Source organism: Rhodococcus sp. NPDC003318, assembly GCF_042879035.1.
Classification (GTDB): domain Bacteria; phylum Actinomycetota; class Actinomycetes; order Mycobacteriales; family Mycobacteriaceae; genus Rhodococcus_G.
This window is the reverse complement of record NZ_JBIAOU010000002.1, coordinates 420,026-445,110: the sequence shown is the minus strand read 5'-3', so window position 1 is coordinate 445,110 and position 25,085 is coordinate 420,026. Positions and strand designations below refer to the sequence as shown.

23 protein-coding genes and 1 riboswitch are annotated in these 25,085 nt (G+C 71.5%); of the genes, 11 read left to right on the top strand and 12 right to left on the bottom strand.

Going from position 1 to position 25,085, the window contains the following annotated elements; translation table 11 throughout:
• Nucleotides 1-4: 4 nt before the first annotated feature.
• Nucleotides 5-523, bottom strand: a complete 519-nt coding sequence (locus tag ACFYVR_RS07310; RefSeq protein ID WP_387471160.1) for a nucleoside deaminase — start codon at nt 521-523, stop codon at nt 5-7.
• 226 nt (nt 524-749) lie between these two features.
• Here ACFYVR_RS07310 and sepH point away from each other — a divergent pair, with 226 nt between their 5' ends.
• The 3 genes from sepH to ACFYVR_RS07295 all read left to right on the top strand — a co-directional run bounded on the left by sepH (nt 750) and on the right by ACFYVR_RS07295 (nt 3,567).
• Nucleotides 750-1,601 carry a septation protein SepH gene (gene sepH / locus ACFYVR_RS07305; RefSeq protein WP_387471158.1) on the top strand — a complete coding sequence of 284 codons (852 nt, stop codon included), beginning with the start codon at nt 750-752 and terminating at the stop codon, nt 1,599-1,601.
• Between the two features lie 88 nt (nt 1,602-1,689).
• Nucleotides 1,690-2,835, top strand: coding sequence for an alpha/beta fold hydrolase (locus ACFYVR_RS07300; RefSeq protein WP_387471156.1), 1,146 nt, complete (start codon nt 1,690-1,692; stop codon nt 2,833-2,835).
• 24 nt (nt 2,836-2,859) lie between these two features.
• Nucleotides 2,860-3,567, top strand: a complete 708-nt coding sequence (locus tag ACFYVR_RS07295; protein ID WP_387471154.1) for a DUF6928 family protein — start codon at nt 2,860-2,862, stop codon at nt 3,565-3,567.
• Nucleotides 3,568-3,585: 18 nt separating this feature from the next.
• Here ACFYVR_RS07295 and ACFYVR_RS07290 read toward each other — a convergent pair whose 3' ends face one another.
• The 4 genes from ACFYVR_RS07290 to ACFYVR_RS07275 form a co-directional block, all read right to left on the bottom strand.
• Nucleotides 3,586-3,834, bottom strand: coding sequence for a DUF2537 domain-containing protein (locus ACFYVR_RS07290; RefSeq protein ID WP_387471152.1), 249 nt, complete (start codon nt 3,832-3,834; stop codon nt 3,586-3,588).
• The gene (locus ACFYVR_RS07285; RefSeq protein ID WP_387471150.1) at nt 3,831-4,634 is read right to left on the bottom strand and encodes a TrmH family RNA methyltransferase; all 804 of its coding nucleotides are present in this window, start codon (nt 4,632-4,634) and stop codon (nt 3,831-3,833) included. Before ACFYVR_RS07285 ends, ACFYVR_RS07290 begins: the two co-directional genes overlap by 4 nt.
• Before the next feature lie 61 nt (nt 4,635-4,695).
• Nucleotides 4,696-5,127, bottom strand: coding sequence for a MarR family winged helix-turn-helix transcriptional regulator (locus ACFYVR_RS07280; RefSeq protein ID WP_387471148.1), 432 nt, complete (start codon nt 5,125-5,127; stop codon nt 4,696-4,698).
• A gap of 32 nt (nt 5,128-5,159) precedes the next feature.
• Nucleotides 5,160-6,614 (bottom strand): NCS2 family permease, encoded by a 1,455-nt coding sequence (locus tag ACFYVR_RS07275; protein ID WP_387471146.1) that lies wholly within the window; start codon nt 6,612-6,614, stop codon nt 5,160-5,162.
• An 88-nt stretch (nt 6,615-6,702) separates the two neighbouring features.
• Here ACFYVR_RS07275 and ACFYVR_RS07270 point away from each other — a divergent pair, with 88 nt between their 5' ends.
• Nucleotides 6,703-6,951, top strand: coding sequence for a DUF2530 domain-containing protein (locus ACFYVR_RS07270; protein ID WP_387471144.1), 249 nt, complete (start codon nt 6,703-6,705; stop codon nt 6,949-6,951).
• Nucleotides 6,952-6,990: 39 nt separating this feature from the next.
• Here ACFYVR_RS07270 and ACFYVR_RS07265 read toward each other — a convergent pair whose 3' ends face one another.
• The 3 genes from ACFYVR_RS07265 to ACFYVR_RS07255 are packed head-to-tail and all read right to left on the bottom strand — an operon-like array spanning nt 6,991 to nt 11,268.
• A complete protein-coding gene (locus ACFYVR_RS07265) occupies nt 6,991-7,584 on the bottom strand; it encodes a phosphatase PAP2 family protein (protein ID WP_387471142.1) in 594 nt (197 codons plus the stop codon).
• Nucleotides 7,574-10,324, bottom strand: coding sequence for a sacsin N-terminal ATP-binding-like domain-containing protein (locus ACFYVR_RS07260; protein ID WP_387471216.1), 2,751 nt, complete (start codon nt 10,322-10,324; stop codon nt 7,574-7,576). Before ACFYVR_RS07260 ends, ACFYVR_RS07265 begins: the two co-directional genes overlap by 11 nt.
• Nucleotides 10,321-11,268: a DUF3027 domain-containing protein gene (locus tag ACFYVR_RS07255; RefSeq protein ID WP_387471140.1), complete on the bottom strand. Its 948-nt coding sequence runs from the start codon at nt 11,266-11,268 to the stop codon at nt 10,321-10,323. The genes ACFYVR_RS07260 and ACFYVR_RS07255 overlap by 4 nt, the downstream gene beginning before the upstream one ends.
• A 30-nt stretch (nt 11,269-11,298) precedes the next feature.
• Here ACFYVR_RS07255 and ACFYVR_RS07250 point away from each other — a divergent pair, with 30 nt between their 5' ends.
• From ACFYVR_RS07250 to ACFYVR_RS07240, 3 genes are all read left to right on the top strand, one after another.
• Complete coding sequence (locus tag ACFYVR_RS07250) at nt 11,299-12,111, top strand: glutaminyl-peptide cyclotransferase (protein WP_387471138.1); 813 nt, start codon at nt 11,299-11,301, stop codon at nt 12,109-12,111.
• A gap of 61 nt (nt 12,112-12,172) precedes the next feature.
• Nucleotides 12,173-13,909, top strand: coding sequence for an MFS transporter (locus tag ACFYVR_RS07245; RefSeq protein WP_387471136.1), 1,737 nt, complete (start codon nt 12,173-12,175; stop codon nt 13,907-13,909).
• Nucleotides 13,909-14,427, top strand: coding sequence for a DUF2771 family protein (locus tag ACFYVR_RS07240; protein ID WP_387471134.1), 519 nt, complete (start codon nt 13,909-13,911; stop codon nt 14,425-14,427). The genes ACFYVR_RS07245 and ACFYVR_RS07240 overlap by 1 nt, the downstream gene beginning before the upstream one ends.
• A gap of 92 nt (nt 14,428-14,519) precedes the next feature.
• On the opposite strand, the gene ACFYVR_RS07235 is transcribed toward ACFYVR_RS07240, so the two are convergent.
• Nucleotides 14,520-14,933, bottom strand: a complete 414-nt coding sequence (locus ACFYVR_RS07235; RefSeq protein ID WP_387471132.1) for a cold-shock protein — start codon at nt 14,931-14,933, stop codon at nt 14,520-14,522.
• A gap of 136 nt (nt 14,934-15,069) precedes the next feature.
• Here ACFYVR_RS07235 and ACFYVR_RS07230 point away from each other — a divergent pair, with 136 nt between their 5' ends.
• The 3 genes from ACFYVR_RS07230 (at nt 15,070) to ACFYVR_RS07220 (ending at nt 16,955) form a co-directional block, all read left to right on the top strand.
• The gene (locus ACFYVR_RS07230; RefSeq protein ID WP_387471130.1) at nt 15,070-15,330 is read left to right on the top strand and encodes a hypothetical protein; all 261 of its coding nucleotides are present in this window, start codon (nt 15,070-15,072) and stop codon (nt 15,328-15,330) included.
• On the top strand, nt 15,327-15,749 hold the full coding sequence (locus ACFYVR_RS07225; RefSeq protein ID WP_387471128.1) for a YccF domain-containing protein: 423 nt from the start codon (nt 15,327-15,329) through the stop codon (nt 15,747-15,749). Before ACFYVR_RS07230 ends, ACFYVR_RS07225 begins: the two co-directional genes overlap by 4 nt.
• Before the next feature lie 374 nt (nt 15,750-16,123).
• Nucleotides 16,124-16,328, top strand: a riboswitch (cyclic di-AMP (ydaO/yuaA leader).
• Nucleotides 16,329-16,331: 3 nt separating this feature from the next.
• On the top strand, nt 16,332-16,955 hold the full coding sequence (locus tag ACFYVR_RS07220) for a transglycosylase family protein (RefSeq protein ID WP_387471126.1): 624 nt from the start codon (nt 16,332-16,334) through the stop codon (nt 16,953-16,955).
• A gap of 90 nt (nt 16,956-17,045) precedes the next feature.
• On the opposite strand, the gene ACFYVR_RS07215 is transcribed toward ACFYVR_RS07220, so the two are convergent.
• Nucleotides 17,046-17,240, bottom strand: coding sequence for a hypothetical protein (locus ACFYVR_RS07215; RefSeq protein WP_387471124.1), 195 nt, complete (start codon nt 17,238-17,240; stop codon nt 17,046-17,048).
• A 123-nt stretch (nt 17,241-17,363) separates the two neighbouring features.
• Here ACFYVR_RS07215 and ACFYVR_RS07210 point away from each other — a divergent pair, with 123 nt between their 5' ends.
• Entirely contained in the window at nt 17,364-19,646 is a 2,283-nt protein-coding gene (locus ACFYVR_RS07210; protein WP_387471122.1) for a helicase-associated domain-containing protein, read from the top strand.
• Nucleotides 19,647-19,650: 4 nt separating this feature from the next.
• Here ACFYVR_RS07210 and ACFYVR_RS07205 read toward each other — a convergent pair whose 3' ends face one another.
• Nucleotides 19,651-23,424 (bottom strand): ABC transporter ATP-binding protein, encoded by a 3,774-nt coding sequence (locus ACFYVR_RS07205; protein WP_387471214.1) that lies wholly within the window; start codon nt 23,422-23,424, stop codon nt 19,651-19,653.
• A 41-nt stretch (nt 23,425-23,465) separates the two neighbouring features.
• Entirely contained in the window at nt 23,466-24,824 is a 1,359-nt protein-coding gene (locus tag ACFYVR_RS07200) for an LLM class flavin-dependent oxidoreductase (RefSeq protein WP_387471120.1), read from the bottom strand.
• Nucleotides 24,825-25,085 lie beyond the last annotated feature (261 nt).

Below are 25,085 nucleotides of genomic sequence, written 5' to 3'. Positions count from 1 at the left end.
TCTGTCAGGGCCGCATTCCCTGTTCTGCGACGTACCTCCGGAACGGTTCGAGGGCCTCGTCCCCGAGGTGGGGTCCGCTGACCTCGATGCCGGCGTCGGCGGAGGCGATGACGTCCGCACACCGCAGGGCGAACCGCGGACCGTCCGCGAGCAGTTCACCGAATTCTGCTGCGGCGGAGGCGAACACGACGCGGCCCACGCCGGACCACACCAGCGCCGCCGCACACATCGGGCACGGTTCGCCGGACGCGTACACCACGGCGCCGACGAGGCGTTCGGTGTTTCCCTCCGCACACGCGGTCGTGACCGCGTCGAGTTCGGCGTGCTCGGTGACGTCACCGGACGTCGCGACGGAGTTCGCGCCCTCGCTCACCACGACGCCGGTGGCATCGACGATCACCGCCCCGAACGGCCGGTTTCCCGCGTCTCCGGTTTCGACGGCCAGCGCCAGTGCGCGGCGCAGGTGCTGCGCATCGGCGGAGTCGAGGCCGTTCCCCCGGTCCTGCGAAGTGCTCTCGACCATCGCTCCGTCCTCGTCGACGTCGACCCATCGGTCCGTTGATCGTAACGCCGACGGGTGTGGTCGGACCCACATTGCGAAACCCAACCCTCAAGGAGAACTGGAGACTATAACCCGACGTCGGAGCGCCGACCTCACCCAGCGTGGCGTGTCGTCCCCACCCCCCGTCACGGGTCCACTACAGTCGGCGCGGGCGATGTCGCGAAATCGGCGCGATGAGGAGGTCAATGTGCGAGAACTCTCCGTGATCGGACTCGAGCCCGGTGGGTCGCATGTGGTGTGCGCCGACCCGCAGACCGGCGAGCGGTTCCGGATCGCCGCCGACGACAAGCTGCGCGCCGCGTCGCACGGTGACGCGGCCCGCTTCGGCCAGATCGAGATCGAGAACGAGAGCCAGCTGCGCCCCCGCGAGATCCAGGCCCGCATCCGGGCGGGTGCGACGGTCGAGCAGGTCGCCGAGGAGGCCGGCATCTCGCTCCGGCGCGTCGAACGCTACGCCCATCCCGTGCTGCTCGAACGGGCACGGGCCGCCGAGCTCGCGCAGGGCGGACACCCGGTCCGGGAGAACGGCCCGACGGTGCAGACGCTCGCCGAGATCGTGGCGATGGCGTTCCGTGCGCGCGGGCACGACCTCGACGACGCCACCTGGGACGCCTGGCGCGACGAGGAGGGTCACTGGGTGGCGCAACTGCAGTGGCAGGCGGGCCGCACCCGCAACGCCGCGCACTGGCGCTACCAGCCCGACGGCCACGGCGGCACCATCGCGGCCCTCGACTCCGCGGCCACCGACCTGATCGACCCCGACTTCGGTCGACCCCTGCGCGGCCTCGCACCGCTGACGCTCGATCCGGCGCCGGCCGACGACGCGATCGAGACGGCCGTGGAGACGGACGTGGACGCCGAGCCCGTCCCGGAACCGGCACCCGACCCCACGCCCCACGACGACACGCACGACGACGCGGACGACCACCTGCCGAAGCAGGCGCCCCAGCACCAGGGCAGCAAGGACAAGCGCGGCAAGCCGCACCTGCCGTCCTGGGACGACGTGCTGCTCGGGGTGCGCAGCAGCGGTCGCGGCTGACTTTCACCCCCGGCAGCGAGACCATCCTCGATTAAAGTAACCTTTGGTAACACTTATCGAGGAACCGTCTTCACAGGAGGACACGAGCGTGCTCGCTCTCGACGATCTGCCCACGCTGCACGATCTGGGCACCGCGGCCCGCAACGCGTGGGGGCTGACGTTCGGCGACGGCGTCGCGCCCGTCCGGCGTACCCCGTCCGAACAGCTGCACTCCGGACACCACCGCGATCTCCACCGATTCGGCCCCGAACCCGCCGCCGACGCCCTGCCGGTGCTGCTGGTTCCTCCGCTGGCGGTGTCCACCAGCTGCTACGACCTCCGTCCCGACCAGAGCCTGGCCGCCCACCTCCTCGACGGCGGCCGCGCCCCGTACCTCCTCGACTACGGCGACATGGACGCCGGCGACCGCGAGCTCGGCTTCGAGGCGTGGGTCGACGACATCGTGCCCGAGGCGGTGCGGCGCATCTCCGACCTCCACGACGGCGCCGACATCGACGTGGTCGGCTGGAGCCTCGGCGGCACCATCGCACTGCTCACGGCCGCGGCACATCCCGACCTGCCGATCCGGTCCGTCACCGCCGTCGGCACTCCGATCGACTACCGCCGCATCCCGGTGATCGCGCCGCTGCGGGTGATCGGCCGGGTCACCACGGAACGGCCCCTCACCGCGGTCACGCGCCTGCTCGGCGGGCTGCCCGCCCCGATCGTGCAGGCGTCGTACCGCCTCACCGCCCCCCACCGTGAGTTGTTCAAGCCGTGGTTCGTCGCCCGCCACATCGCGGACACCGAGGCGTTGGCGCGAATGGAGGCCATCGACCGGTTCATGGCGGCGATGCCCGGCTACCCGGCCCGCGTGTTCCACCAGATGTGCTCCCAGTTGATCCTCGGAAATGCCTTGGCGGCAGGTGAATTCGTCCTCGGCGGCCGCACGGTCCGGCTCGCCGACGTGACGGTGCCGGTGCTCGGCGTCGGCGGCACCACCGACGTGATCGCGCCGGCCGCCGCGGTCGCGCCGCTCGCGGAGCTGCTGACCGCCTCGCCGTACGTGCGGTTCGAGGCGGTGCCGGGCAGCCATCTCGGTCTGGTCGCCGGGCCCGGTGCCCGCGATACCACCTGGGCCGTTCTCGACGAGTTCCTCGGAGCCGTCGGCGGACGGCCACCGAAGGCAGCGGTGACCGACGCCGCCGACCCGCCGAGAGCCGACCGAAATTCGGACGTCCCCGTACTCTCTTAGGGAGTCGACGAAAGCGAGGACGCGGTGGGGCCGACAGCATCAACGATCTGGTATGTCGACGCTCCCGACCCCGCCGCCGTGCTGCGCGGCCACCCCGACCCCGACTCCGACGCCGCCCTCGCGCTGGCCGGCCGCATGTACCCCGAAAAGGTCGCGGTTCCATTGACTTCCGGCTCGCTCGCCGCCTCCGCGGGACCGCAGGGACATGAGGTGTTCATCGGCTGCTATCCCGGGTTGACCGTCGTCTGCGGCGCGAACCTGGCCCTGCAGCGGCCGTCGACGCTGCCCGACCACTGGACGCGACCGCTCGCGTCCGAGCACACGTACCTGATCGGCGCGGATTCCGCGGGACCGTGGGGCGCGTTCGCCACCTGGGAGCGCGGCGCGTTGCGGCGCTCGTTCAGCGCGTCCTCCGCACACATCTACGAGAACATCGGTCTGCCGCTGGTGTGGGAGCGTCCCTTCTGGGCGGGCGAACATCCCGCCCGGCACCCGATCGAGACCCTGCCGCATCCGCAGTCGCTGCCGTTCGATCCCGGTGAGTTCGCCGACGCCGCGAACGCCCACTGGCTGGGGCTGCGCTTCGATCCCGAGCCCGCGAACGAGACGGCTGCCGCGGAGCTGCAGGTCTGCGGGTTCACCCTGTACGCGGCCGGCGAGGAACCGCCGACGATTCCCGACGAGCCCGAGATCCGTGGCCTGCGCCGGTGGTGGCGCAGACTCGCCGGCTGAACCCGCGGCACCCGCCACTCAACCGACGCCGAGCAGCAGACCCACCCAGCCCAGCGCCACGCCCACGGACGCGCCGTACACCACCCAACGCCAGATCGGGACCGTCCGCCACTGCCACACCGTCGGGGCGACCCCCGCCACGACCACGACGTTCACGACCACGGCAAGCAGCGGGTGCACCGCGATCATCGCAGTGCCGCAGGCGATCACCGCCACCGCGAGGAGCACCGCGGAGAACGCCGCGACGACCAGGGCGGGACCGCTCATCCGAGCCGGACCCGCTCGTAGAACGCCATCGCCGCCGCCGTCGCCACGTTGAGCGAATCGGTACCCGGCGCCATCGGGATCCGGGCCCGCACATCGGTCTTGCGCATCGTGTACTCGGACAGTCCGGGCCCCTCGGCGCCGAGCAGCAGGGCCACACGCTCCCCCGTCATCGCGTCCGCGAGCGTCACCGCGGACGGGTTCGGGGTCAGCGAGATCAGCTGGAAGCCCTTGTCCCGCAACCGCTGAAGGCCGTGGGGCCATTCGGGCACCCGCGCGAACGGCACCCGCAGGACGTGCCCCATCGACACGCGCACCGCCCGCCGGTACAGCGGGTCAGCACACCGGTCGCCGAACAGCACCGCGTCCACACCCAGCCCGGCGGCGTTGCGGAACATCGACCCGATGTTCTCGTGGTCGTTGACCCCCTCGAGCACCGCGACCGTGCGGGCCCCGGCGAGCACGTCGTCGAGATCGAGGGCCGGCGGACGGTGCGCCGCGGCGAGCACACCGCGGTTGAGGTGGAACCCGACGACCTCGGCCATCACCTCGGCGGACGTCCGGTAGTACGGCACGTCGACACCCTCGAGATCCGCGGCGAGTTCCTCGCGACGACGGTCGACACCGAGCAGGCTGATCGGCTGGAAACGCGACGCCAGCAGACGCTGCGCGACCAGTACGCCTTCGGCGATCACGAGCCCCTTGCCGTCGGGCAGATCGGGCCGACGGTCCGAGGAGTTCAGATCGCGGAAGTCGTCGAGCCGGGGGTCCGCGGGGTCGTCGATGTCGATTACGTCAGCCACGGCGACCATCTTGCCGCACACCGAACGGCCGCCACTGCCGGGCGACCGCCGAGTGCGTTCGCTACTCCGAGTTGGTGACGATGCCCCCGATGATGTCGATCGACTTGCGCAACACGTCCAGCTGCTCCTCGTCGAGCACGGCCAGCTGCGCCGTCATCCACTTCTCGCGGGCACTGGTCTCGTCGGCGAGCAGGGCGTGACCGGCGTCGGTGAGGGACACGATGATCTGCCGACCGTCGGTCGGGTGCGGCATCCGCGACACCAGACCTGCCTCGGCGAGCGACGCGATGACCCGCGTCATCGACGGTGGCTGCACCCGTTCCTTCGCCGCCAGCCCGCCCGGCGTCATCGGCCCGTGTTCGTCCAGGCTCGCCAGCGCCGAGAGCTGGGTCAGCGACACCGGGGAGTCGGCGCGACGGCCGCGGAGGTGCCGCGACAGACGAACGACGGCCAGCGAGAGATCGCTGGCAAGTGAGCGGGTATCCAAGGTCACTTCCGGAGGATACGACACTGCCGCGAACCTGGTCAGGTAATGGCGTCAGTTATCGGACCGACAGCGAAGTACGCGACGAACAGCGCGGCGACGACCCACAGCAGCGGGTGGATCTGCCTGGCCTTGCCGCTGAAGGCGTGCACGACCACCCAGGTGATGAACCCGACGCCGATGCCGTTCGCGATCGAGTAGGTGAACGGCATCACCACGATGGTCAGGAAGGCGGGCAGTGCGACGTCGAATCGGGTGAAGTCGATGTCCCGGACCTGACCGATCATCAGCGCACCGACCACCACCAGCGCCGGCGCCGCCGCCTCGATCGGCACCACCGAGTACAGCGGTGTCAGGAACATCCCGGCGAGGAAGAGCAGGCCGGTCACCACGTTCGCGAAGCCCGTGCGGGCGCCCTCGGCGATCCCCGACGCCGACTCCGCGAACACTGTGTTCGACGAGGCCGACGCCGCGCCGCCGACGATCGCGCCGGTGCCTTCGACGACCAACGCCTTCCCCACGTTCGGGAGGGTGCCGTGCTCGTCGGTGAGGTTGCCCTCCTTGCCGAGACCGGTCATCGTGCCCATCGCGTCGAAGAAGTTCGCCAGCACCAGGGTGAACACGAGCAGGCTCGCCGACAACACCCCGATCCGCGTGAACGCACCGAACAGGTCGACGTCCCCGACCAGCGACAGGTCGGGCATCTGCGCCAGCACGTCGGGCAGGCCGGGGACGCTGAGGTTCCAGCCCTTCGGGTCGACCCCCCGGGACGGCCCGATCTCGAAGATCGCCTCGAGCACCGCCGCGAGCACCGTGGTGACGACGATGCCGATGAGCAGGCCGCCGCGCACCTTGCGCGCCACCAGGATTCCCATCAGAAGCACACCGAACACGAACACCACGGTCGGCCACGACGCGATCGAACCGCCGATCCCGAGGCCCACCGGAACCGTCGTCCCCGCGACGTCGGGGATGCGCCGGACGAACCCGGCGTCGACGAATCCGATGAACGCGATGAACATGCCGATACCGGCCGCGATCGCCGACTTGAGCGCGTCGGGAATGGCGTTGAACACGGCGGTCCGGAAACCCGAGATCGCCAGCGCGACAATGATGATGCCGTCGATGACGACCAGCCCCATGGCCTCCGGCCAGGTCACCTGGGGCGCGATGGTCACCGCGAGCAGGCTGTTGATGCCCAGCCCGGCCGCGATACCGAACGGATAGTTCGCGACGATGCCGAAGACGATGCTCATCAGCCCCGCGACGAGGGCGGTCACCGCCGCCACCTGCGTCACCGGCAGGATGTTGCCCAGCACATCGGTCTTCGCCGCCGCGTCGTCGGGCGAGAAGCTGCCCAGGATCAGCGGATTGAGCACCACGATGTAGGACATCGCAACGAAGGTGACGAGTCCGCCGCGGACCTCACGGCTCAGCGTCGAGCCACGCTCGGTGATCTTGAAGTAGGTGTCCAGCATCCGCGGAGTTGCCGCCATGTGCCCGTCCTCGTCGCCCGGTGGTCTGCCCTGCACGATAGGGCACGGGGAGCGCTGCGGCGCGGCGCAGCGCGGTAGCGTGTGCGGCGTGAGCGAGACCTCCGACGATCCCCGTCTCCCGGCGCGGCTGACCGATCCGCGGCCGGTGCTCGGGCTCGGCACGGCGGCGTGGCTGGCCGCGACGGTCGTGGTGCTGCTGTCCGGCGACCGGTGGGCGTCCGCGCTGCCCATCTGCTGGGCGGGGTTGGCGGTCGGGGTGCTGGGAACGGGGCTGTACCTGCTGCAGCGCCGCGCCGCCCGCCGCGGGAGCCGGACCGCGCAACGCGGCCTCGGCTGAGCCGGAACGAATCACGTTGCGGGTGTGTCGGTGCGGCGGCTACTGCGTGTCGTCGCTTCGACGCACGACGGCGGCGGCCCGCACCCGGGCCACCTCACGACGTCGGGTGTAGCGGGCCGTCCCCCGGATCCACAGCGCCGCCCACGCGACGCCGAGTGCCCATCCGGCCATCACGTCGGTGAGCCAGTGCGCGGCCAGATACACCCGCGACAACCCGATCACCAGCGTCCACAAGGCCAGACCCACGAACAGGACCGCGCTGCGCCGGCCCATGACCCGCACCAGGGCCGCGCCGACCACGCACACCAGGATCGCCGACATCATCGCGTGCCCGGACGGGAAGGAGTGCGTGATCTCGTCGACCAGGCGGTCGGGCCTCGGTGGCCGGCCCCGCGCGAACACCAGCTTCAACCCGCTCATCAGCAGGTACCCGCTGATCATCGCCCCGGCGACCATCACCGCGTCCACCGACCGACCGCGAACACGCAGCGCGACCACCACGGCCACGGTGATCACGCCGGCAACCACGGTGTCACCGAAGTGGGTGATCACCTCGACGAGGTCGTCCACCCAGGGTGTTCGCCAACTCAGTATCCAGTCGAGCACCACCTGATCGAGCGGATCACCACCCATCGGTCGCCCCCGGCCCGAGTCGTCGAGCATCCACATGGGTGCGGCCGGAGTCGTCGACCCACCACGGCACCTCGACGTCGGCGTGCACCGCGCCGGTCAGCCGCACCGTCAGCGTCTCGTGCACGACGACGACACCCGACGGCATCGCCCGGCCGGTCACCACGGACGCCAGGACCGCCGTCGGCTCCCGCTCCCACTCCGCGACCCGGCCGACCCCGAGCACCTCGCCCCGCACCGCCTCGGACGCGGGCGGCAGGTCGAGCAGTTCGGCCAGCGCCGCGGCGGACGCGAGATCACCCACGACGAGCCGGTCCGCGGGAACCGCCGCCGCGAACCAGGCCCGGTCCAGCACCACCGCCTGCGCCGGGTCCGCCGTCGTGCCGTCGACGGTGCGGACCGCCGCGGGCGGCGACAGCTCGTCGAGATCGAGGACCCCGGCCGCGGTCGCTTCCGCCAGCAGCCGGTGCGTCCGCACCACGACAGCCGGGGTCGGGTGCCGCTGCGCATCGGCGAGCCGGTCGAGCAGCAACTCGGCCATCGCGGTGCCGTCGACGCGGTCGCCGGCGAGTGCGCCCGACACCGCGGCCGCGTCGGGGTGCTCCAGTGCGTCGAGCAGGACGTCGAAGGTGCCGTCGTCGGGCGCGCGCAGCGAACCGAGGGGCACCCCCGCGACCCGCGCGTGCCTGCGCAGCCACCAGGACGTGTAGCCGTCGCGGTCGGCGAGCTGATTCGCCGTCGCCGGATCCGACGCCAGCAACGTCAGCGCCGCGGGCCAGGCGTCGGGGTCGACCAGGTCGAGGTCGCGGACCGCGACCAGCACCTCGGGATCGTCGGGCAGGGTGTCCCACCACGACGATTCGTCGTCGAGGTCGTGGTCGGGTCCCGTCGGCAGCTCGGCACGCAGCACCGGGAAGCCCCACCCGACGCCGAGCGCCCGCAGGACATCGGGTCCGTGGGCGTCGACGACGGAGTCCGCGACGGTGCCGAACGGTGAGTCCGGGGCCAGGACCGCGGCGAGCGGCGCCCGCGGGAGCAGCAGCTCGTCGGCGGCGCGCAGTTCGCCCTCGGTGTCGGGCAGCGGTAGCAGACCCAGCCAGTCGGGCAGCGCGGCGTGGGTGTCCGCGGCGGCGACCAGCGGCAGCACCACGTCGACGAGTTCCGTTGCGGCGTCGTCGAAGTCGAGGTCGAGGTCCTCGATCCGTTCCCGCAGCGCCGGGTCGGTGAGCACGTCGAGGGCCGTCGCGGACCCCGCACCGAGCCTGGTGAGCAGGGGGTGCGCGGCCTCCGCCGGCACCAGTCGCAGCCAGTCCACGCCCGGTCCGGCCGACCCGAGGTCGTGGCCGACGACGACGGTGCGCGGACCGGTGACGGTGCGCCCGTCGGTCAGCGGGACCGGGATCGCGGCCAGTTCCTCGACCGCGACGGCGTCCACGACCAGCGGGGTGAGCGCCTCGTACAGCTCTGCCCACCACCGCGGTTCCCGCGCGGCGCCGGACAACTGCTCCGCGAGGTGCGCGAGGCCGAGCCGGTGCACACCGACCGCCGTCAACGCACCCGCCGCGGACGGGCCGGACAGGTCCGGGGTCAGCAGTCCCGGCACGACGTCGACGAGCAGGTCGGCGAGTTCGTCCGTGAGCCCCGGCAGCACTGTCGCGTCCCGCGGTCGCAGCTCCCGCCCCGCAACCGCAGGCAGCCAGGGATGCTCGGTGAGCTCGTGCAGCACCGCCTCCCGCAGCTGCGCGTCGACCTCGCCGAGGGTGAATCCCGGCAGCGGCACGAGCACGGGTCGCATCGAACCAGGCAGGGCTGCAACGAATTCCGCGTAGCCGGCGCCGAGGCGGCCGATCGCCGCCCCGGGCAGGATCCGCCGCCGGTCGGGCTGCAGTGCGACGTCGGCGACGACGAGCGCGGGCAGCGAGAGCTCCTCGTCGGACCGGGTCGGGGCGCGCAGCACGTCGCCGTGCGAGGGCGCAGGAACGCCACCGACGATCGGGACCAGCCACCGGGCCGCGGCCGTGGTGTACTGCCACCAGGTGCGATCGCCGACGGCGACCTCGCTCAGTCCGCCGCCGAGTTCCCGCTCCGCGCGCGAGAACTCACGCCCGCAGATCCGAATCGACTGCAGCGCAGTAAGTTCGAGAAGAAGGTCGACCACCTCGTCGCCCATACCCGCCGCGAGCGCGGCACCGTCGACGCCGGGACGCAGCGTCAGCACGACCTCCGTGTCGAATCCCGGCGCCGGGGGGTGGTCGGTGGCCCAGACGAGCCGCAGCACCGGAAGTCCCTGCTCCGGCACGGGAAGTCCGGCGCGGTCCAGTTCGGCGGCCGTCCGGGCAGCGGAGAACGTCACCGATCCCGTGGTCGAGCGCAGGTCGATCTCGTCACTGATCGCACGCACCGCGGTGAACCCGACACCGAACCTGCCGACGCCCTCGCTCTTGCCCGACACCCGCAGCGCCGACAGCGCCTGCACACCGGACCGGTCCAGCGGCGCACCGACATTCGCGACGGACAGCCGGTCGCCGTCGAGCCGCACCTCGAGCCGGCCCGGCACGCCCGCCCGCGCCGCGGCGTCGGCGGCGTTCTGCGCCAGCTCGGTGAGCACGCGATCGCGGTACCCGCCGCGCACCAGGTCCGCTTCCGTCGCGGCGTCCTCCCGCAACCGCGTCGGCGAGGACGTCCACGCCAGCAGGGTCGCGGCCCGCAGCCCGTCCGCGTCGAAGGGGTCGGCTCCCGTCAGTCGGTCGATGCCGCGTCCGTTTCCGTGTCGGCCGGCGTGCTCTCGGCCTGCTCCGGCTCCGCGCTGCCCGCGACCGGCTGCTCGACCTCGGCGCTCGCCCCCGTGGGCTCGGCCTCGGTCTCGGTCCGCGGCGTCTCGGTCTCGGCGCCTTCGGCGCTCGCGCCCCCTGCGGTCGGCGGGAGGGTGACCACCTCGACGGCGCCGTCGTCGAACGCGTCGTACTTCGGGGTGCCCGCGCCGGACGGCAGTTCGGTGTCCGAGTGCGCGCCGCAGCCGTACTCGGCGTGCACCACGTGCCCGTCGGCGGACATCTCGTTTCCGCACACCCCGAACGCGGCGCGCAGCGACCCGGCGAGGGGAAGGTAGAACCCGCACAGCGCGCAGGTCGACGGCGCGGCCTTCGCCATCTCGGTGTCCGGACCGTGGTCGCCGTCGTGCCAGCGCTGCGCGGCGTCCTGTCGACCCTCCAGGCTGAGCACCTGCTTGCGGCCGAGACCGACCTCGCGGGCCAGGTCGTCGACGACCGGGTCGCCGTTCGCGACGTACCCGGGCACCAGCCGCGGGTCGTCGACACGCGGAGCCAGCAGGTCGCCGGGCGTCAGGTCACCGGGGCGAACCCGCTCCTCCCACGGCAGCCACTCGGGCGCCACCAGCGCCTCGGGACCGGGCAGCAGCGCCGACTCGTTGACCGTGACGCGGTCGGAGTCGGGCAGCGCGGACAGCACCACCGCCCACTGCCATCCGTGGTAGCCGGGCAGCGTCGTGTCGAACCGGTGCGTCGCCGTGTACTCGTCGTCGGCGGTGACACCGAGGTGAGCACCCACCGCAACCTCACCGAGATCGGTCAACGCCTGGCGGGCGAACTCCACGGCGTCGGCCAACAGCGGACGCACGGGGGCAAGATCGGGGGCAGACTGCGCACTCACACCCCTATTTTGCCGCATCGTGTGCTCCGTGCACCCGATCGGGCTGCCATGCTTGCCCCTGTGACTGTGCATCGGCTCCTCGGCCTCGTCGCGACACTGACCGCTCTCACCGTCGGCGGGTGCGCCGCGGCCTCCGACACCGGCAGTACCGCGGACTCGCCGAGCCCGGTGCAGCGACTGCACGCCGAGGTCGTCGGCACCGCGCCGCACGACACCGCGGCGTTCACGCAGGGGCTCGAAGTCTCCGGCGGCGAACTCGTCGAGGGGACCGGTCTGGTCGGCCGCTCGTACATCAGCGCCCGCGACCTCGACACCGGCGTCGAACGGGTCCGCGTCCCACTGCCGGACGAGATGTTCGGCGAGGGCCTGACGGTCGCCGGGGACACCGTCTGGCAGTTGACGTGGCAGGACCACGTGGCTTTCGCCCGCGATCGCGACACCCTCGCCGAACGGTCGCGGGTCGAGTACGAGGGCGAGGGGTGGGGACTGTGCGCGCAGCCGGACCGGCTGGTGATGAGCGACGGATCCGACACGTTGACGTTCCGCGATCCGGAGACGTTCGACCCGGTGGGCACCGTCGCGGTGACCCTCGACGGAGAACCGGTCGAGATGCTCAACGAACTCGAGTGCACGGACGACGGGCTGGTGTACGCGAACGTGTGGCAGACCTCGGACATCGTGCGGATCGACCCGGACACCGGCGCCGTCGTCGCGGTCATCGACGCGTCCGGCCTGCTGACCGCCGAGCAGCAACGCGGCGCCGACGTCCTCAACGGAATCGCCGCACTGCCGGGCACGGATCGATTCCTGATCACCGGCAAGCTGTATCCGCTCGTGTTCGACGTGCGTTTCGTCTCCTGACCGGACCACACGCGGTGGGGCCTGTGGTAGTCCACGCGTGAACTAGGAGAGAATTGGACCCGTGACCGGACCGCGCGACCCCTCCGAACCCGACAGGCACCGGGTTCAGGCCGACGCCGGTCGCGGTGGCGTCCACCCCGGTTACGAGAACTACCCCCCGTCGCGGCGCGTGTCCGGACGCCGCGAACCGCTTCCCCCGACCGGCACCCCGCAGTCCGGGGCCAACGGCACGGCCGCACCGAACGACACACCCCGTGAGCAGCCGACCGAGCAGATCCGGTCGTCGAAACCGGGTGGTCCGAAGCCGCCCCCGATTCCGCGCAAGCTGACCGTCACCCGGGTCGCGGCGATGCGCAGCCGGGAGCTGACGAACCGCGGTATCGCCACCTTCCGCCGCGCCGCGACCGCGGACGGCGCCGACGAGTCCGGCCTGACGCACCTGACGTACGCGGTGATGGCGAACTTCGCCACCGACGCCGCGATCGCCGTCGCCCTGGCGAACACACTGTTCTTCTCCGCCGCCACCGGCGAGGACAAGACGAAGGTGGCGCTGTACCTGCTGATCACGATCGCCCCGTTCGCGGTGATCGCGCCGCTGATCGGCCCGGCCCTCGACCGGTTGCAGCACGGCCGCCGACTGGCTCTCGCCGCGTCGTTCGCGCTGCGCACCGTCCTCGCCGTCCTGCTGGTGTTCAACTTCGACAGCTGGGCGCTGTATCCGTGCGCGCTGGGGATGCTGGTGCTCAGCAAGTCGTTCTCGGTGCTCAAGAGCGCCGTGACACCCCGGGTGCTGCCACCGGACATCGACCTGGTGCGCACGAACTCCCGACTGACGGTGTTCGGCCTGATCGGAGGCACGATCTTCGCGGGCGCGGTCGCCGGTCTGGTCGCGATCGCGTTCGGGTCGACCGGCGTGTTGTGGCTGACCGCCGCGATCACCGTCGTCGGCGCCTACCTGAGCATGCGGATCCCGGCGTGGGTGGAGGTCACCGAGGGCGAAGTCCCCGCGACCCTCGCCTACCACCGCGGCGACGCCGTCACCGAGGTCATCACCCGGGAGCAGAAGGACGCGATCTCGCCCGCCACACGGCGGCAGCCCCTCGGCCGCGCCACGATCACCGGGCTGTGGGGCAACAGCACCATCCGGGTCCTGACCGGATTCCTCACCCTCTACATCGCGTTCGTCGCGAAGTCCCGCACCGAACACGACCCACTGGTACAGGCCGCGATGCTCGGCCTGGTCGGCGCCGCGGCCGGCATCGGCAACTTCGCGGGCAACGCCACCGGCGCCCGGCTCAAGCTCGGCCGGCCCGCGGTGATCGTGCTGCGCTGCACCGCGGCCGTGACGTTCGTCGCGATCCTCGCCGCCGTCACCGACAGCCTGCTGTCCGCGGCCCTGGCCACCCTCGTCGCATCCGCGGCGAGCGCGTTGGCGAAGGTCTCCCTCGACGCGTCACTGCAGCAGGATCTGCCCGAGGAGTCCATCGCGTCCGGATTCGGCCGCTCCGAAACGGTGCTGCAACTGAGCTGGGTGATCGGAGGCGCGCTGGGTGTGCTGCTCCCGACGCAGTACTGGATCGGTTTCACCGTCGTCTCGGTCGTGCTGGTCTTCGGGTTGATCCAGACCGTGCTGACGTACCGTGGCCGCACGCTGCTTCCCGGCCTCGGCGGCAAACGCCCCGAGCACGCGAACCAGGAGGCTCCCGCAGAGCCCACACCACAGCATTCGGCCGCAGCCCGGCCGACCGACACGGACCCGTCCCACCGGGCGGGTACGAAGAACGAGAACGGAACCTGATGACCTTGCAAGCCCGGACGAAGAAGATCCTCGCAGCGGTGGTCGTGGTGGTGCTGGTGGCGGCCGGCGGACTCGCCGCGGTCGTCACGATGCTCGTCCGCGACGCCCCCGAGACCCTGCCGACCATCACCGCCTTCGCGCACGGCAACACCGTCGACGTGGAGGCGGGCCTCTGCGACGCGAGCCTGCGCTGCGCGGACCTCACGGTCGCGAACCTGGCGGTGCCCGCCGGGTCGCCGCTGCAGCTCTCGCTGCCGAAGGAGGTCGCCGAGGGCGACTGGCGGCTCAACGTCCAGTTCGGCGATCCGCGCACCGGTGAGGTGTTCGACGGCTACCGGGACTACACCGCGGGCGACGCGTACTCGGTGACGGTGCCCACACGCGAGAACGAGCAGCTGCTCGGCGTGATCATCCAGCAGCCGTCGTCCGGCGACTTCGCTCCCGTGTGGGCGATCCAGACGCTGCCCGAGGACATGCGGGCGCCCGCCGAGCAGTCCGCAGATCAGTCCGCGGAGTAGCCGAGCGCACCCACAGACAACTGGAGCCCCCGGTCGATTCGACCGGGGGCTCCAGTTGTCTGTGCAGCTTGTCGTGCGCAGCCTGCGGGTGGTCAGCTGTCGAGTTCGCGGGCGACCGCCCGGACGACCTCGGAGATACGCTGCGCGGTCTTGCGGTCGGGGTACCGACCCTTGCGCAGGTCCGGCTGCACCTTCGCCTCGAGCAGCGTGATCATGTCCTCGACCATGCCGTGAAGCTCGTCGGGCGTGTGCTTGCGGGTGCCCTCGTCGCGGCGGCTGCCGCCGCTCTGCCGCAGCGTCGGTGCCGGGTCGAGCACCTTCAGGCTCAGCGCCTGCGGTCCGCGGCGTCCGGCGGCCATGCCGAACTCCACCCGCTGGCCGGCCTTGAGACCCTCGACTCCCGCGGGCAGCGCCGACGACCGGACGTACACGTCTTCGCCCTCGTCCTGCGAGAGGAATCCGAAGCCCTTGTCAACGTCGTACCACTTCACCTTGCCGGTAGGCACTGCGTCACCTGCTCATCCACGTCGATTACGACCACATAAACGAACGCGCCCCACCGTGTGTGGGACGCGATGACTCGCATTCTACCCCTGCGTGCCCTGCTCCGGCACACGGGTTTGCGAGGGATACGGTGGGCATGTGGCCCCTCAATCACCCGGCACCGAGACCCCCTCCGACGGCACCGCGCCCGCGTCCGGAGGACTGCTGTTCCGCATTTCCCTGGCCCTGTTCGTCATCGGCGTCGCGGCCGTCGTCGCGATCTTCGTCGTCGCGGCGACCGGGCACACCCCGGGTCTCGCGCTGTACCTGACGGCCCTCGCCTTCCCGCTCGGATTCCTGCTCGGCATCGTGTCCGCACTGCGCGCCGGACGTCGCGTCCGGAGAGATGGGCAAACATGAGACTGATCCTCAACATCATCTGGCTGATCTTCGGTGGCCTGTGGCTCGCGCTCGGCTACTTCGTCGCCGGGGTGATCTGCTGCATTCTGATCATCACGATCCCGTTCGGCATCGCCTCGTTCCGGATCGGCGTCTACGCGCTGTGGCCGTTCGGCAAGACCGTGGTCGACAAGCCGACGTCGGGGGTGGGGTCGCTGATCGGAAACGTGATCTGGCTGATCCTGTGCGGAATCTGGCTCGCCATCGGCCACCTGATCAGCGCGATCGCGATGGCGATCACCATCATCGGTATCCCGTTGGCCCTGGCGAACCTGAAGATGATCCCGATCTCCTTGATGCCGCTCGGGAAGGACATCGTCGACGTCTCCACGCCGTCGTACCCGTCGACGCCGTACCCGTACCAACCCGGCAATCCCTGACGCAGTCCCGGACGACCCCGCCGCGCATCACGGATGCGGGGCGGTCGGCCCCTCCCCTCCGCTCCGGCGCGCTCGCCCTGCCACCGCCGCCGCGTGACCGCCGGCGGGGACCTCGCGCGGCCCGGTGTCCGCGCCCCCGACCGCACCCGCCGCATCCCCCAGGTCGCGCCCACCAAGGCTTGTGATCTGCCTCACGTAACGGTTGCATCACGGCCCGGTCTCGGCCGGACACAGTCGCTTTGACCTGCGGAAACGCGCCAAATTTCGATCAACACGCCGAAAAACACGCGATCTCGGTTGGAGGTGACTCACCGCGGTCGGGCACGTACGGTCGAACCCGGTCGGAGTTCCGGCCAGTCCGGACCGCCGCGCCAAACCTTGTCCCGCGGAACGGATTCCCACAGGAGAACCCAGGGACGAGGACGGGGGACCCACGTCCCCGGTGGACACCGGAAGGCGAGCACACGGCCTTCCTTGGGGTGAAGCCGTTTTTCGCGCCCATCACGGAGCGATCACGGCCGGGCGACCTCTCAGCCCGAACCCGACAGCTGACCTCGCAGGCGCGTGCGGAGAGGAACCTCCATGAGCGCTGGACGCCATCGCAAGCCCACGAACACGCGCAAGACCGCTGCGAAGGTCGTCGTGACCACCGCGGTGTTCAGCGCGGCGGGTGCGGCCTTCGCGGCCCCCGCCAACGCGGCCCCCGACTCCGACTGGGACCGGCTCGCTCAGTGTGAGGCCGGCGGCAACTGGTCGATCAACACCGGCAACGGCTACCAGGGCGGCCTGCAATTCTCCCCCAGCACGTGGACCGCGCACGGCGGCGGGCAGTACGCCGCCACCGCCAACCAGGCCACCCGTGAGCAGCAGATCGCGGTCGCCGAGAAGGTCCTCGCGTCGCAGGGCTGGGGCGCGTGGCCGTCCTGCTCGGCGAAGCTCGGCCTGACCAGCGGCCCGACCCCGCGGACCGCGCCGGTCGCCGAGCCCGAGGCGCCCGCCCCGGCCGAGACCCCGGCCGTCACCAGCATCCCGACCGTCGACGGCACCGCCGACGTGCTCGAGTCCCTGGACAGCACCCTCGAGGCCGTCAAGGCGCAGGGCATCGCCGTCGATCCGCAGATCGAGGCCCTCTACGCGCAGGCCAAGCTCAACCCGCAGGTCATCGAGTTCCTCAAGACCTACGCGCCCCTGCTCGCGCAGGGCTGACGGTCCGGCTCGCGCAACGCCGACCCCTCGGCACGAGAAAGGCCCCGCACCGATTCGGTTGCGGGGCCTTTCTGCGCTCGGTCCGGGTCGTCACCGGTTGATGACGGTAACCGGATGGGTGTAGGGCAGTTCCTCCACCGGACGCGGGAACTCGGTCTCCTCGCCGAACGGGGAGAGTCCACCGGAACGGGCGGACGAGAGTTCGGTGACCGCGTGGTCACCTTCCTCGAGGTGCGACGGCCAGCCCGGATCAACGTAGTTGTTCTTGTTCGTTTTGTTAGCCACGAGGCCATTTTGACACCGAGTCCGTACGCGGTACAGCCCAGGTGTGGGAGAAGGCACCCGGTCGCGCCACCGACAGTGTCCGGCGAATCCCGGTTCGGGACGTACGCCCTACTCTGATAGGCGATGACCGACACGGACCCCGCCCCCGCGACCGACAGCCTCGCGACCTGGCTCGGTGCCCGCAGCGACGATGAGCTGGCCGAACTGCTGCGGTTGCGCCCGGATCTCGCGGTGCCGCCGCCGGCGAACCTGTCGGTGCTGGCCACCCGGGCGGAGCAGCGCGCGTCGGTGCTGCGGGCCGCGGACGACCTGAGCGTGCTCGAACTCACGCTCATCGGTCTGCTCGCGCGGGAGGGCGCCGCCGAGGCGGGGGTACGGCGCGAGCAGCTCGCGGACGCGGTCGCGGGGCGCGCGCCGGTCAGGGCCGTGGACCGGGCCCTGACGGCGTTGCGCGACCGGGCCCTGGTGTGGGGCACGAAGGTGCTGCGGGTGGTGCCCTCGGCCCGGGAGGCGGTCGGCTGGCGGGTCGACCAGTCCGTCACCCCGCTGACCGCCGACCAGATCAGCGCGGCGCTCGCCGAGCTCACCGAGGCGGAGCGCCGCCTGATCGACACCCTCGCGACCAGCTCGCCGATCGGCCGCACCCGGGACGCCGCCCCCGGCACCCCGGCGGATCGCCCGGTGCAACGGCTCCTGGCGGCGGGCCTGCTGGCCTGGATCGACGAGCAGACGGTCGAACTTCCGTATCAGGTCGGTCAGGTCCTGCGCGGCGAGACCGTCACCGATCCCCGCACGCTGACGCCGCCGCCCGTCGCCGGCCGCAAGCACAAGATCGGCGACGTCAACGCGGCGGCCGCGGGTGAGGCACTCGAACTGCTCCGGCACTGCGAGATCCTGCTCGGTGCCCTCGGCGACCACCCCGCGCCGGCGCTCAAGGCGGGCGGCCTCGGCGTCCGTGAGGCGCGCAGGCTCGCGAAGGTCACCGGCGTCGACGAGGCACGGATCAGCCTGCTCGCCGAACTCCTGGCGGCCGCGGGGCTGATCTCGAGCGGCCTTCCCGACCCGTTGCCCGCCGCGGACACCGGCGACGACTACTGGGCGCCGACCTCGGCCGCGGACGCGTGGCGCGACAGCGCACCGGCCCACCGCTGGCAGCTGCTCGCCCAGACTTGGCTCGACCTGGCCCGGCGCCCGTGGGTCGTCGGGCTGCGCGACCCCAACGACAAACCGATCGCGGCGCTGTCGGAAGAGGTGCGGGCGTCGGGCGCGCCGCGGGACCGTCGGTTCGTCCTCGACGTCGTCGCCGAACTCGGTTCCGGCGTCGGTGCGGCCGCGGCCGAGGTGGCCGCGATCGTCGCCTGGCGGCGGCCGCGCTGGTCGGCGCGGCTCGGGGCGTCCGCGATCGAGCACACCCTGTCCGAGGCCACCGCGGTCGGGCTGATCGGCCGGGGCGCGCTGTCCTCGCCGGGCCGCAGCATGCTGCACGGCGCGCCGCCGGAGTCGGTGCTCGCCGAGATGGTCGCGGCCCTGCCGACGCCGATCGACTACGTCCTCGTGCAGGCGGACCTGACGGTGGTGGCGCCCGGACCGCTGGTGCCCGACCTGCTGGCCCGGTTGACGCTGGTCGCGGACGTCGAGTCCGCGGGTGCGGCGACGGTGTACCGGGTCGGCGAGGCGAGCGTGCGGCGCGCCCTCGACGCCGGACGCACCGCGACCGAACTGCACGCCCTGTTCGAGACGCACTCGAAGACGCCGGTGCCGCAGGCGTTGACGTACCTGATCGACGACGTCGCCCGCCGCCACGGCCGGCTGCGGGCGGGGATCGCGCAGTCGTTCGTCCGGTGCGACGATCCGGCGATGCTCGCGGAGGTGCTGTCGTCGCCGGTCGCGGAGTCGCTGGCGCTGCGGGCGCTGGCGCCGACGGTGGCGGTCTCGCAGGCCCCGCTCGGCGACGTGCTCGAACTGCTGCGCGGTGCCGGGTTCGCGCCGGCGGGCGAGGACTCGTCGGGCGCGATCGTCGACCTGCGCCCGCACGGCGCACGGGTCCCCCGACGCCGCGAGCGGGGCACCCGCCGGCTGCCCGCTCCCCCGACCGCGGACCAACTCGACCAGCTCGTCCGGCAGCTGCGGGCCGGGGAGCGCGCGGCGTCGACCCCGCGCGGGAGCGGGGTCCGTTCGGACGGCACCCGCGCGGGCAGCGCCGCGACGATGGCGCTGCTGCAACTCGCGGTCAAGGTCAAGCGCAGCGTTCGGATCGGTTACGTCGACCCGCAGGGCATCGCGTCGGAACGGATCGTCGACCCGGTCAGTGTGGGGGGCGGTCAGCTCGACGCGTTCGACCCCGTGGACGGCGCGATCCGGCGCTTCACGCTGCACCGGGTGACGTCGGTGTCCCTCGTCGACTGAGTCGTCACGGGACGCTCAGGGGCACCGACGGCGCGTAGGCGTCCCACAGCTCGCGGTACGCGCCGCCGCGCCGCAGGAGCTCGTCGTGGGTGCCGACCTCGGCGACCCGGCCGCGGTCGAGGACCACCACCCGGTCGGCCTGCGCCGCCGTGGTCAACCGGTGCGCGACCACGAGCGTGGTGCGGCGCCGGGTGAGTTTCGCGGTCGCCACCCGCACCCGCTCCTCGGTGGCGAGGTCGAGGGACGCGGTGGCCTCGTCGAGCAGCAGCAGGTCGGGGTCGACGAGTTCCGCCCGGGCGAGGGCGAGCAGCTGACGCTGCCCGGCGGACAGGTTGCGGCCGTGTTCTCCGATCGGCTGCAGGTACCCGCGCGGCAGCGCCGCGATCATGGCGTGGGCGCCGACGGCGCGGGCCGCCGCCTCAACCTCGGCGTCGGCGGCTCCCGGCCGTCCGTAGGCGATCGCGTCGCGGACGGTGGCGCCGAACAGGTGCGGTTCCTGTGGCACCACCCCGAGCCGCTGCCGGAACGCGGCGAGGTCGAGGTCCCTGGTGTCGTGGCCGTCCACGCGGACCGCGCCGGAGGTCGCGTCGTAGAACCGCGCGAGCAGTTTGAGCACGGTCGACTTCCCGGCACCGGTCTGCCCCACCAGGGCGACGGTCTCCCCCGGTTCGATCCGCAGCGCCACCCCGCGCAGCGCCTCCCCGGCGCCGGACGCGTAGGAGAAGTGGACGTCGTCGAATTCGACTGCACCACTGAGCTGTTCGACGACCACCGGGTCGTCGGCGTGGGGTGTGGTGGTCGGTGTGCGCATCAGGTCGCGCAGGCGGCCGAGCCCGATGACGGCCTGCTGATACCCGTCGAACACCTGCGAGAGCTGCTGGACCGGGGCGAAGAACAGTTCCACGTAGAGCACGAAGGCGATCAGCGTCCCGACGGTGAGGGTGCCCGCCGAGATCCGGGCGGCGCCCACACCGAGCACCAGCCCGGTCGCCACGACGGACAGGAACTCGACGAACGGGAAGTACACCGCCATGTAGCGCTGCGCCCGCAGCCGCGAGTCGCGGAACGCCCATGCCCGCCGGGCGAATTGGAGTGCGTTGCGGTCCTCCCGGCGGAACGCCTGGGTGACCCGAATGTTGGTGACGTTCTCCTGCAGGGTGGCGTTGACGATGCCGACCCGGTCGCGGGCATCCGCGTACGCGGGCACCGACTTGCGCCGGAAGACCACCGTGGAGATCACCAGGACCGGCACCAGCACCACCAGCGCCAGCGCGAGCCGCGCGTCGATCAGCAGCAGGGTGACCAGCACCCCGCCCATGGTGAACACGCTGACGACGGCCGTGGCGAGCCCGGTCTGCAGGAAGTTCGACAGGCTGTCGACGTCGGTCGTCATGCGGGTCATGATCCGGCCACCGAGTTCGCGTTCGTAGTACTGCAGTCCGAGTCGCTGCAGTTGCGCGAACGTCTTGACCCGCAACGTGTACAGGAGACGTTCGCCGGTGCGTCCGGTGACCCGGATCTGCGCGACGTTCACCGCCCAGTCCGCCAGCACCACCAGCAGCGTCGCCAGCGCGGCGAGCAGCAGCGCGGCGTGGACCCCCGAGAGGACTCCCCGATCGACCCCGGTCCGCACGAGCACCGGCACCGCGATCTGGGCGAGTGCGTCCAGCCCCACCAGGAGCAGGCCCAGCGCGAGCGGTCCGCGCAGGGGCCGGATCAGTCGGCGCAGGCCGAATTCCGGGTCCGCGGCACGGGTGTCCGCGCGCGGAACCTCGGGTTCGCCGGTCAGCGCGGGGAGGCCCTCGATGCGGGCGAGCACCTCGGCGCTGGGCGGTGCCGCGGACAGCAGCCCACCACCCGCACCGCCGCGGACGATGCCGCCCGAGCCGGCCGCCGCGGTCGCGAAAGCCGTCGCAGCCCGCGCGTCGAGGCCGGCCGACTCCGCGACCCCGTCCTCCCGCCGCCACAACTCCGCGGCGACCTCCGCGACCTCGGCACCGTCGGCGAGTTCCTCGGTGTCCCGGTGGCTTTCGGGAACGAGACCCTCCTCCCCCGACAGCAGCGACCGGAACAGCGGACATCGGGCGTCGAGTTCGGCACTGGTGCCGACGTCGACGATCCGCCCCTGCGACAGCACCGCGATGCGGTCGGCGAGGGCGAGCGTGGACCGGCGGTGGGCGATGATCAACGTGGTGCGCTCGGTGGTGGCCGCGTGCACCGTCTCGTGGATCGCCGCCTCGATCCGGGCGTCGACGGCGGAGGTGGCGTCGTCGAGCACCAGGATCCGGGGGTCGACGACGAGAGCCCGCGCGAGGGCGATGCGCTGCCGCTGGCCGCCGGACAGGGTGACGCCGTGCTCGCCGACCACGGTGTCGAGGCCCTCGGGCAGGCGGGCGACGAAGTCGTCGGCCTGCACCGCCCGCAGCGCGGCCCACACGTCGTCCTCGCTCGCGTCGGGACGGCCGTAGGACACGTTGGCGCGCACCGATTCCGACATCAGGTAGCTCTCCTCGAAGACCACCCCGATCGACGACCGCAGCGATTCGAGCGTCACCTGTCGGGTGTCGACGCCGCCGACGGTCACCGCACCGGCGTGCACGTCGTAGAGCCGCGGGACGAGCATCGCGAGGGTCGACTTACCCGAGCCCGCGGCGCCGACCACGGCCACCGTCTCGCCGGGTTCGATGCGCAGCGACAGTCCTCGCAGCAGCGGAGCGGACGGACCGTACCCGAAGGTGACGTTCTCGAACGCGATGCCGAGGGGGCCGTCGGGCAGGGCTCCGGCGCCGGGTGCGTCCGCGATCGAGGGTGCGGCGTCGATCACCTCGCGGACCCGTTCGACACTGGCCCTGCCCTGCTGACCGACGGTGATCAGGGTGGCGAGTTGCCGGACCGGCGAGGCGAATCCCGCGAGGTAGGTGGTGAACGCGACGAACGTTCCCAACGTCAGGTGCCCGCTCAACGCGAGCCAGCCGCCCAGTGCCAGCACCAGCGCCTGCCCGAGCATCGGAACCGCCTGCATCGCAGGGTTGTACCGGCTGGTCAGCCGGGCGACCCGCAGCCGGGACCGGAACAGGTCCCGTGCCCGGACTTCGAGGTCGGCCAGTTCGCGTTCCTCCTGCCCGAAACCCTTGACGACGCGGACCCCGGTGACCGCGGCTTCGACTCCGCTCGCCACCACCGCGGCCTGTTCCTGCGCGTGCCAGTTGGCCGGGAACAGGTCGGTTCGGCTGCGCATCGAGATCCACCACAGCGCAGGCAGAATCGCCAGGGCCACGAGGGTCAGCAACGGCGAGAGCACCGCCATGATCACGAGCGAGATCGCGAACATCACCACGTTGCCCATCAGGTGCGGCAACAGTTGCAGCAGCATCTGGATCAGCGTGATGTCGGAGATCGACCGGCTCACCACCTGTCCGGTCTGCAGGCCGTCCTGGCCCAGCCCGTCGAGCCGCAACAGCGACCGGAAACTGTCGCCACGCAGGTCGTACTGGACGCCGAGCGACACCTGCCCGCTGCGGTATCGCCGCGTGTACGCCGCGCCGAAGCGGATCAGGGCCAGCAGGGTGAGCGCCGCGATCCAGGGTGCCAGTGCGGTGTTCGTGGTCCCGGCGGCGGAATCGATGATGTGGCGGATCGCCAGCGGGAGAAGGGCGGTCGCGGTCGCTGCGACGGCGGCCGCGCCGAGGGCGAGCACCAGGTTGCGGCGGTGCCGCAGGCAGTAGCCGAACAGGTAACGGATCCACCCCGGATCATGCTGTGCCGGTGCGGTGTTCACACCGGCGACGACGGGACAGTCGGGGTCTGTGGTCGTGGAACTCACCGGGCGGACACCAGGCCGGTACTCCGGTCGACGGTGAACTGGTTGACCGGCCGCGGCAGACCGTAGTGGCCGCGCAGCGTGGACTCGGTGTACTCGGTGCGCAGCAGCCCACGCTCCTGCAGGATCGGGACGACGGAGTCGACGAACTTCTCCAGACCCGACGGCAGGACCGCCGGCATGATGTTGAACCCGTCGGCCGCACCGCTGCGGAACCAGTGTTCGATTGTGTCCGCCACCTGTACCGGGGTCCCGGTGAAGGTGCGGTGGCCGCGGCCGCCGCCGAGCCTGCCGATCAGCTGGCGGACGGTCAGCCTCTCCCGCCGGGCGAGGTCGACGATCAGCGTGTACCGGCTCTTCGCACCTTCGATCTCGTCCTCGGACGGCAGGTCGTCGGGCAGCTCCGCGTCCAGATCGAGGTCCTCGGGTTCCCGCTTGAACAGCTCCGCCAGCTGACGCCGGGCGTGTTCCGGGGAGATCAGCCGCTCGAGTTCGGCGTCGAGCTCCCTGGCCTCCGCCTCGGTGTCGCCGATGACGGGCACGATTCCGGGGAGGACGAGCACCTGCTCCGGGTCCCGGCCGACCTTCACCACGCGGTCCTTGAGGTCGGAGTAGAAGGCCGTGCCCTCCTCGAACGTGGGCTGGGCGGTGAAGATCGCCTCCGCGTACAGCGCGGCGAAGTCCTTCCCGTCCTCCGAGGAGCCGGCCTGCACGAGCAGCGGGTACCCCTGCGGGGAGCGGGGCACGTTCAACGGGCCGCGCACCCGGAAGAACCGTCCCTCGTGGTCGACGGTGTGCACCTTCGTCGAGTCGGTGTGGATCGCGAGGTCCTTGTCGGCGAGGACGGCGTCGTCCTCCCAGCTGTCCCAGAGTTTCGTCGACACCTCGACGAACTCCGCGGCCCGCTCGTAGCGGGACCGGTGCGCCGGGGTGTCGTCGAGCCCGAAGTTCCGGGCCGCGTCGGCGCCCGCCGTCGTCACGATGTTCCAGCCGGCGCGGCCGCCGCTGACGAAGTCGAGGGACGCGAACCGGCGGGCCAGGTTGTACGGCTCGTTGTAGCTCGTCGACGCCGTCGCGATCAGCCCGATCCGGGTGGTGGCGGCGGCGATCGCCGTCAGGATGATCGTCGGCTCCAGCTTTCCGCTGGGCCGCCGTTCCGGGCTGGTGAACAGCACGGGACTGTCGGCGAGGAAGACGGAGTCGAACTTGCCGCGCTCGGCCGTCCTTGCGAGCGAGATGTAGTGGTTGATGTCGAGATTCGCGTTCGGGTCGCTCTCCGGAAGACGCCAGGCCGATTCGTGGTGACCGATCGGCATGAGAAACGCGTTGAGGTGCAACTGACGTCGATCCGAGCTCATGAATTCCCCTCACTGGTCGGCCGTGTCGACGCCCGGGACGACGATGGGAACACGGCGAAACATGCTGTTGCCGAGCGCTGTTCGAGCTCAGCGGATCGTCCCGGCCGCCAGTGGCGACCCGGGACACCGAATCTGTTCGCGACGCTAATCGGCGGTGTGGCCCGAGACAATGAATTCGCTACCGCTGAGTGCAATTGCCTGCGGGCCGTCGATGCTCGGCGCACCACCGGCGGAAAGTGTGGACAATGGAGTGGTTGTCCA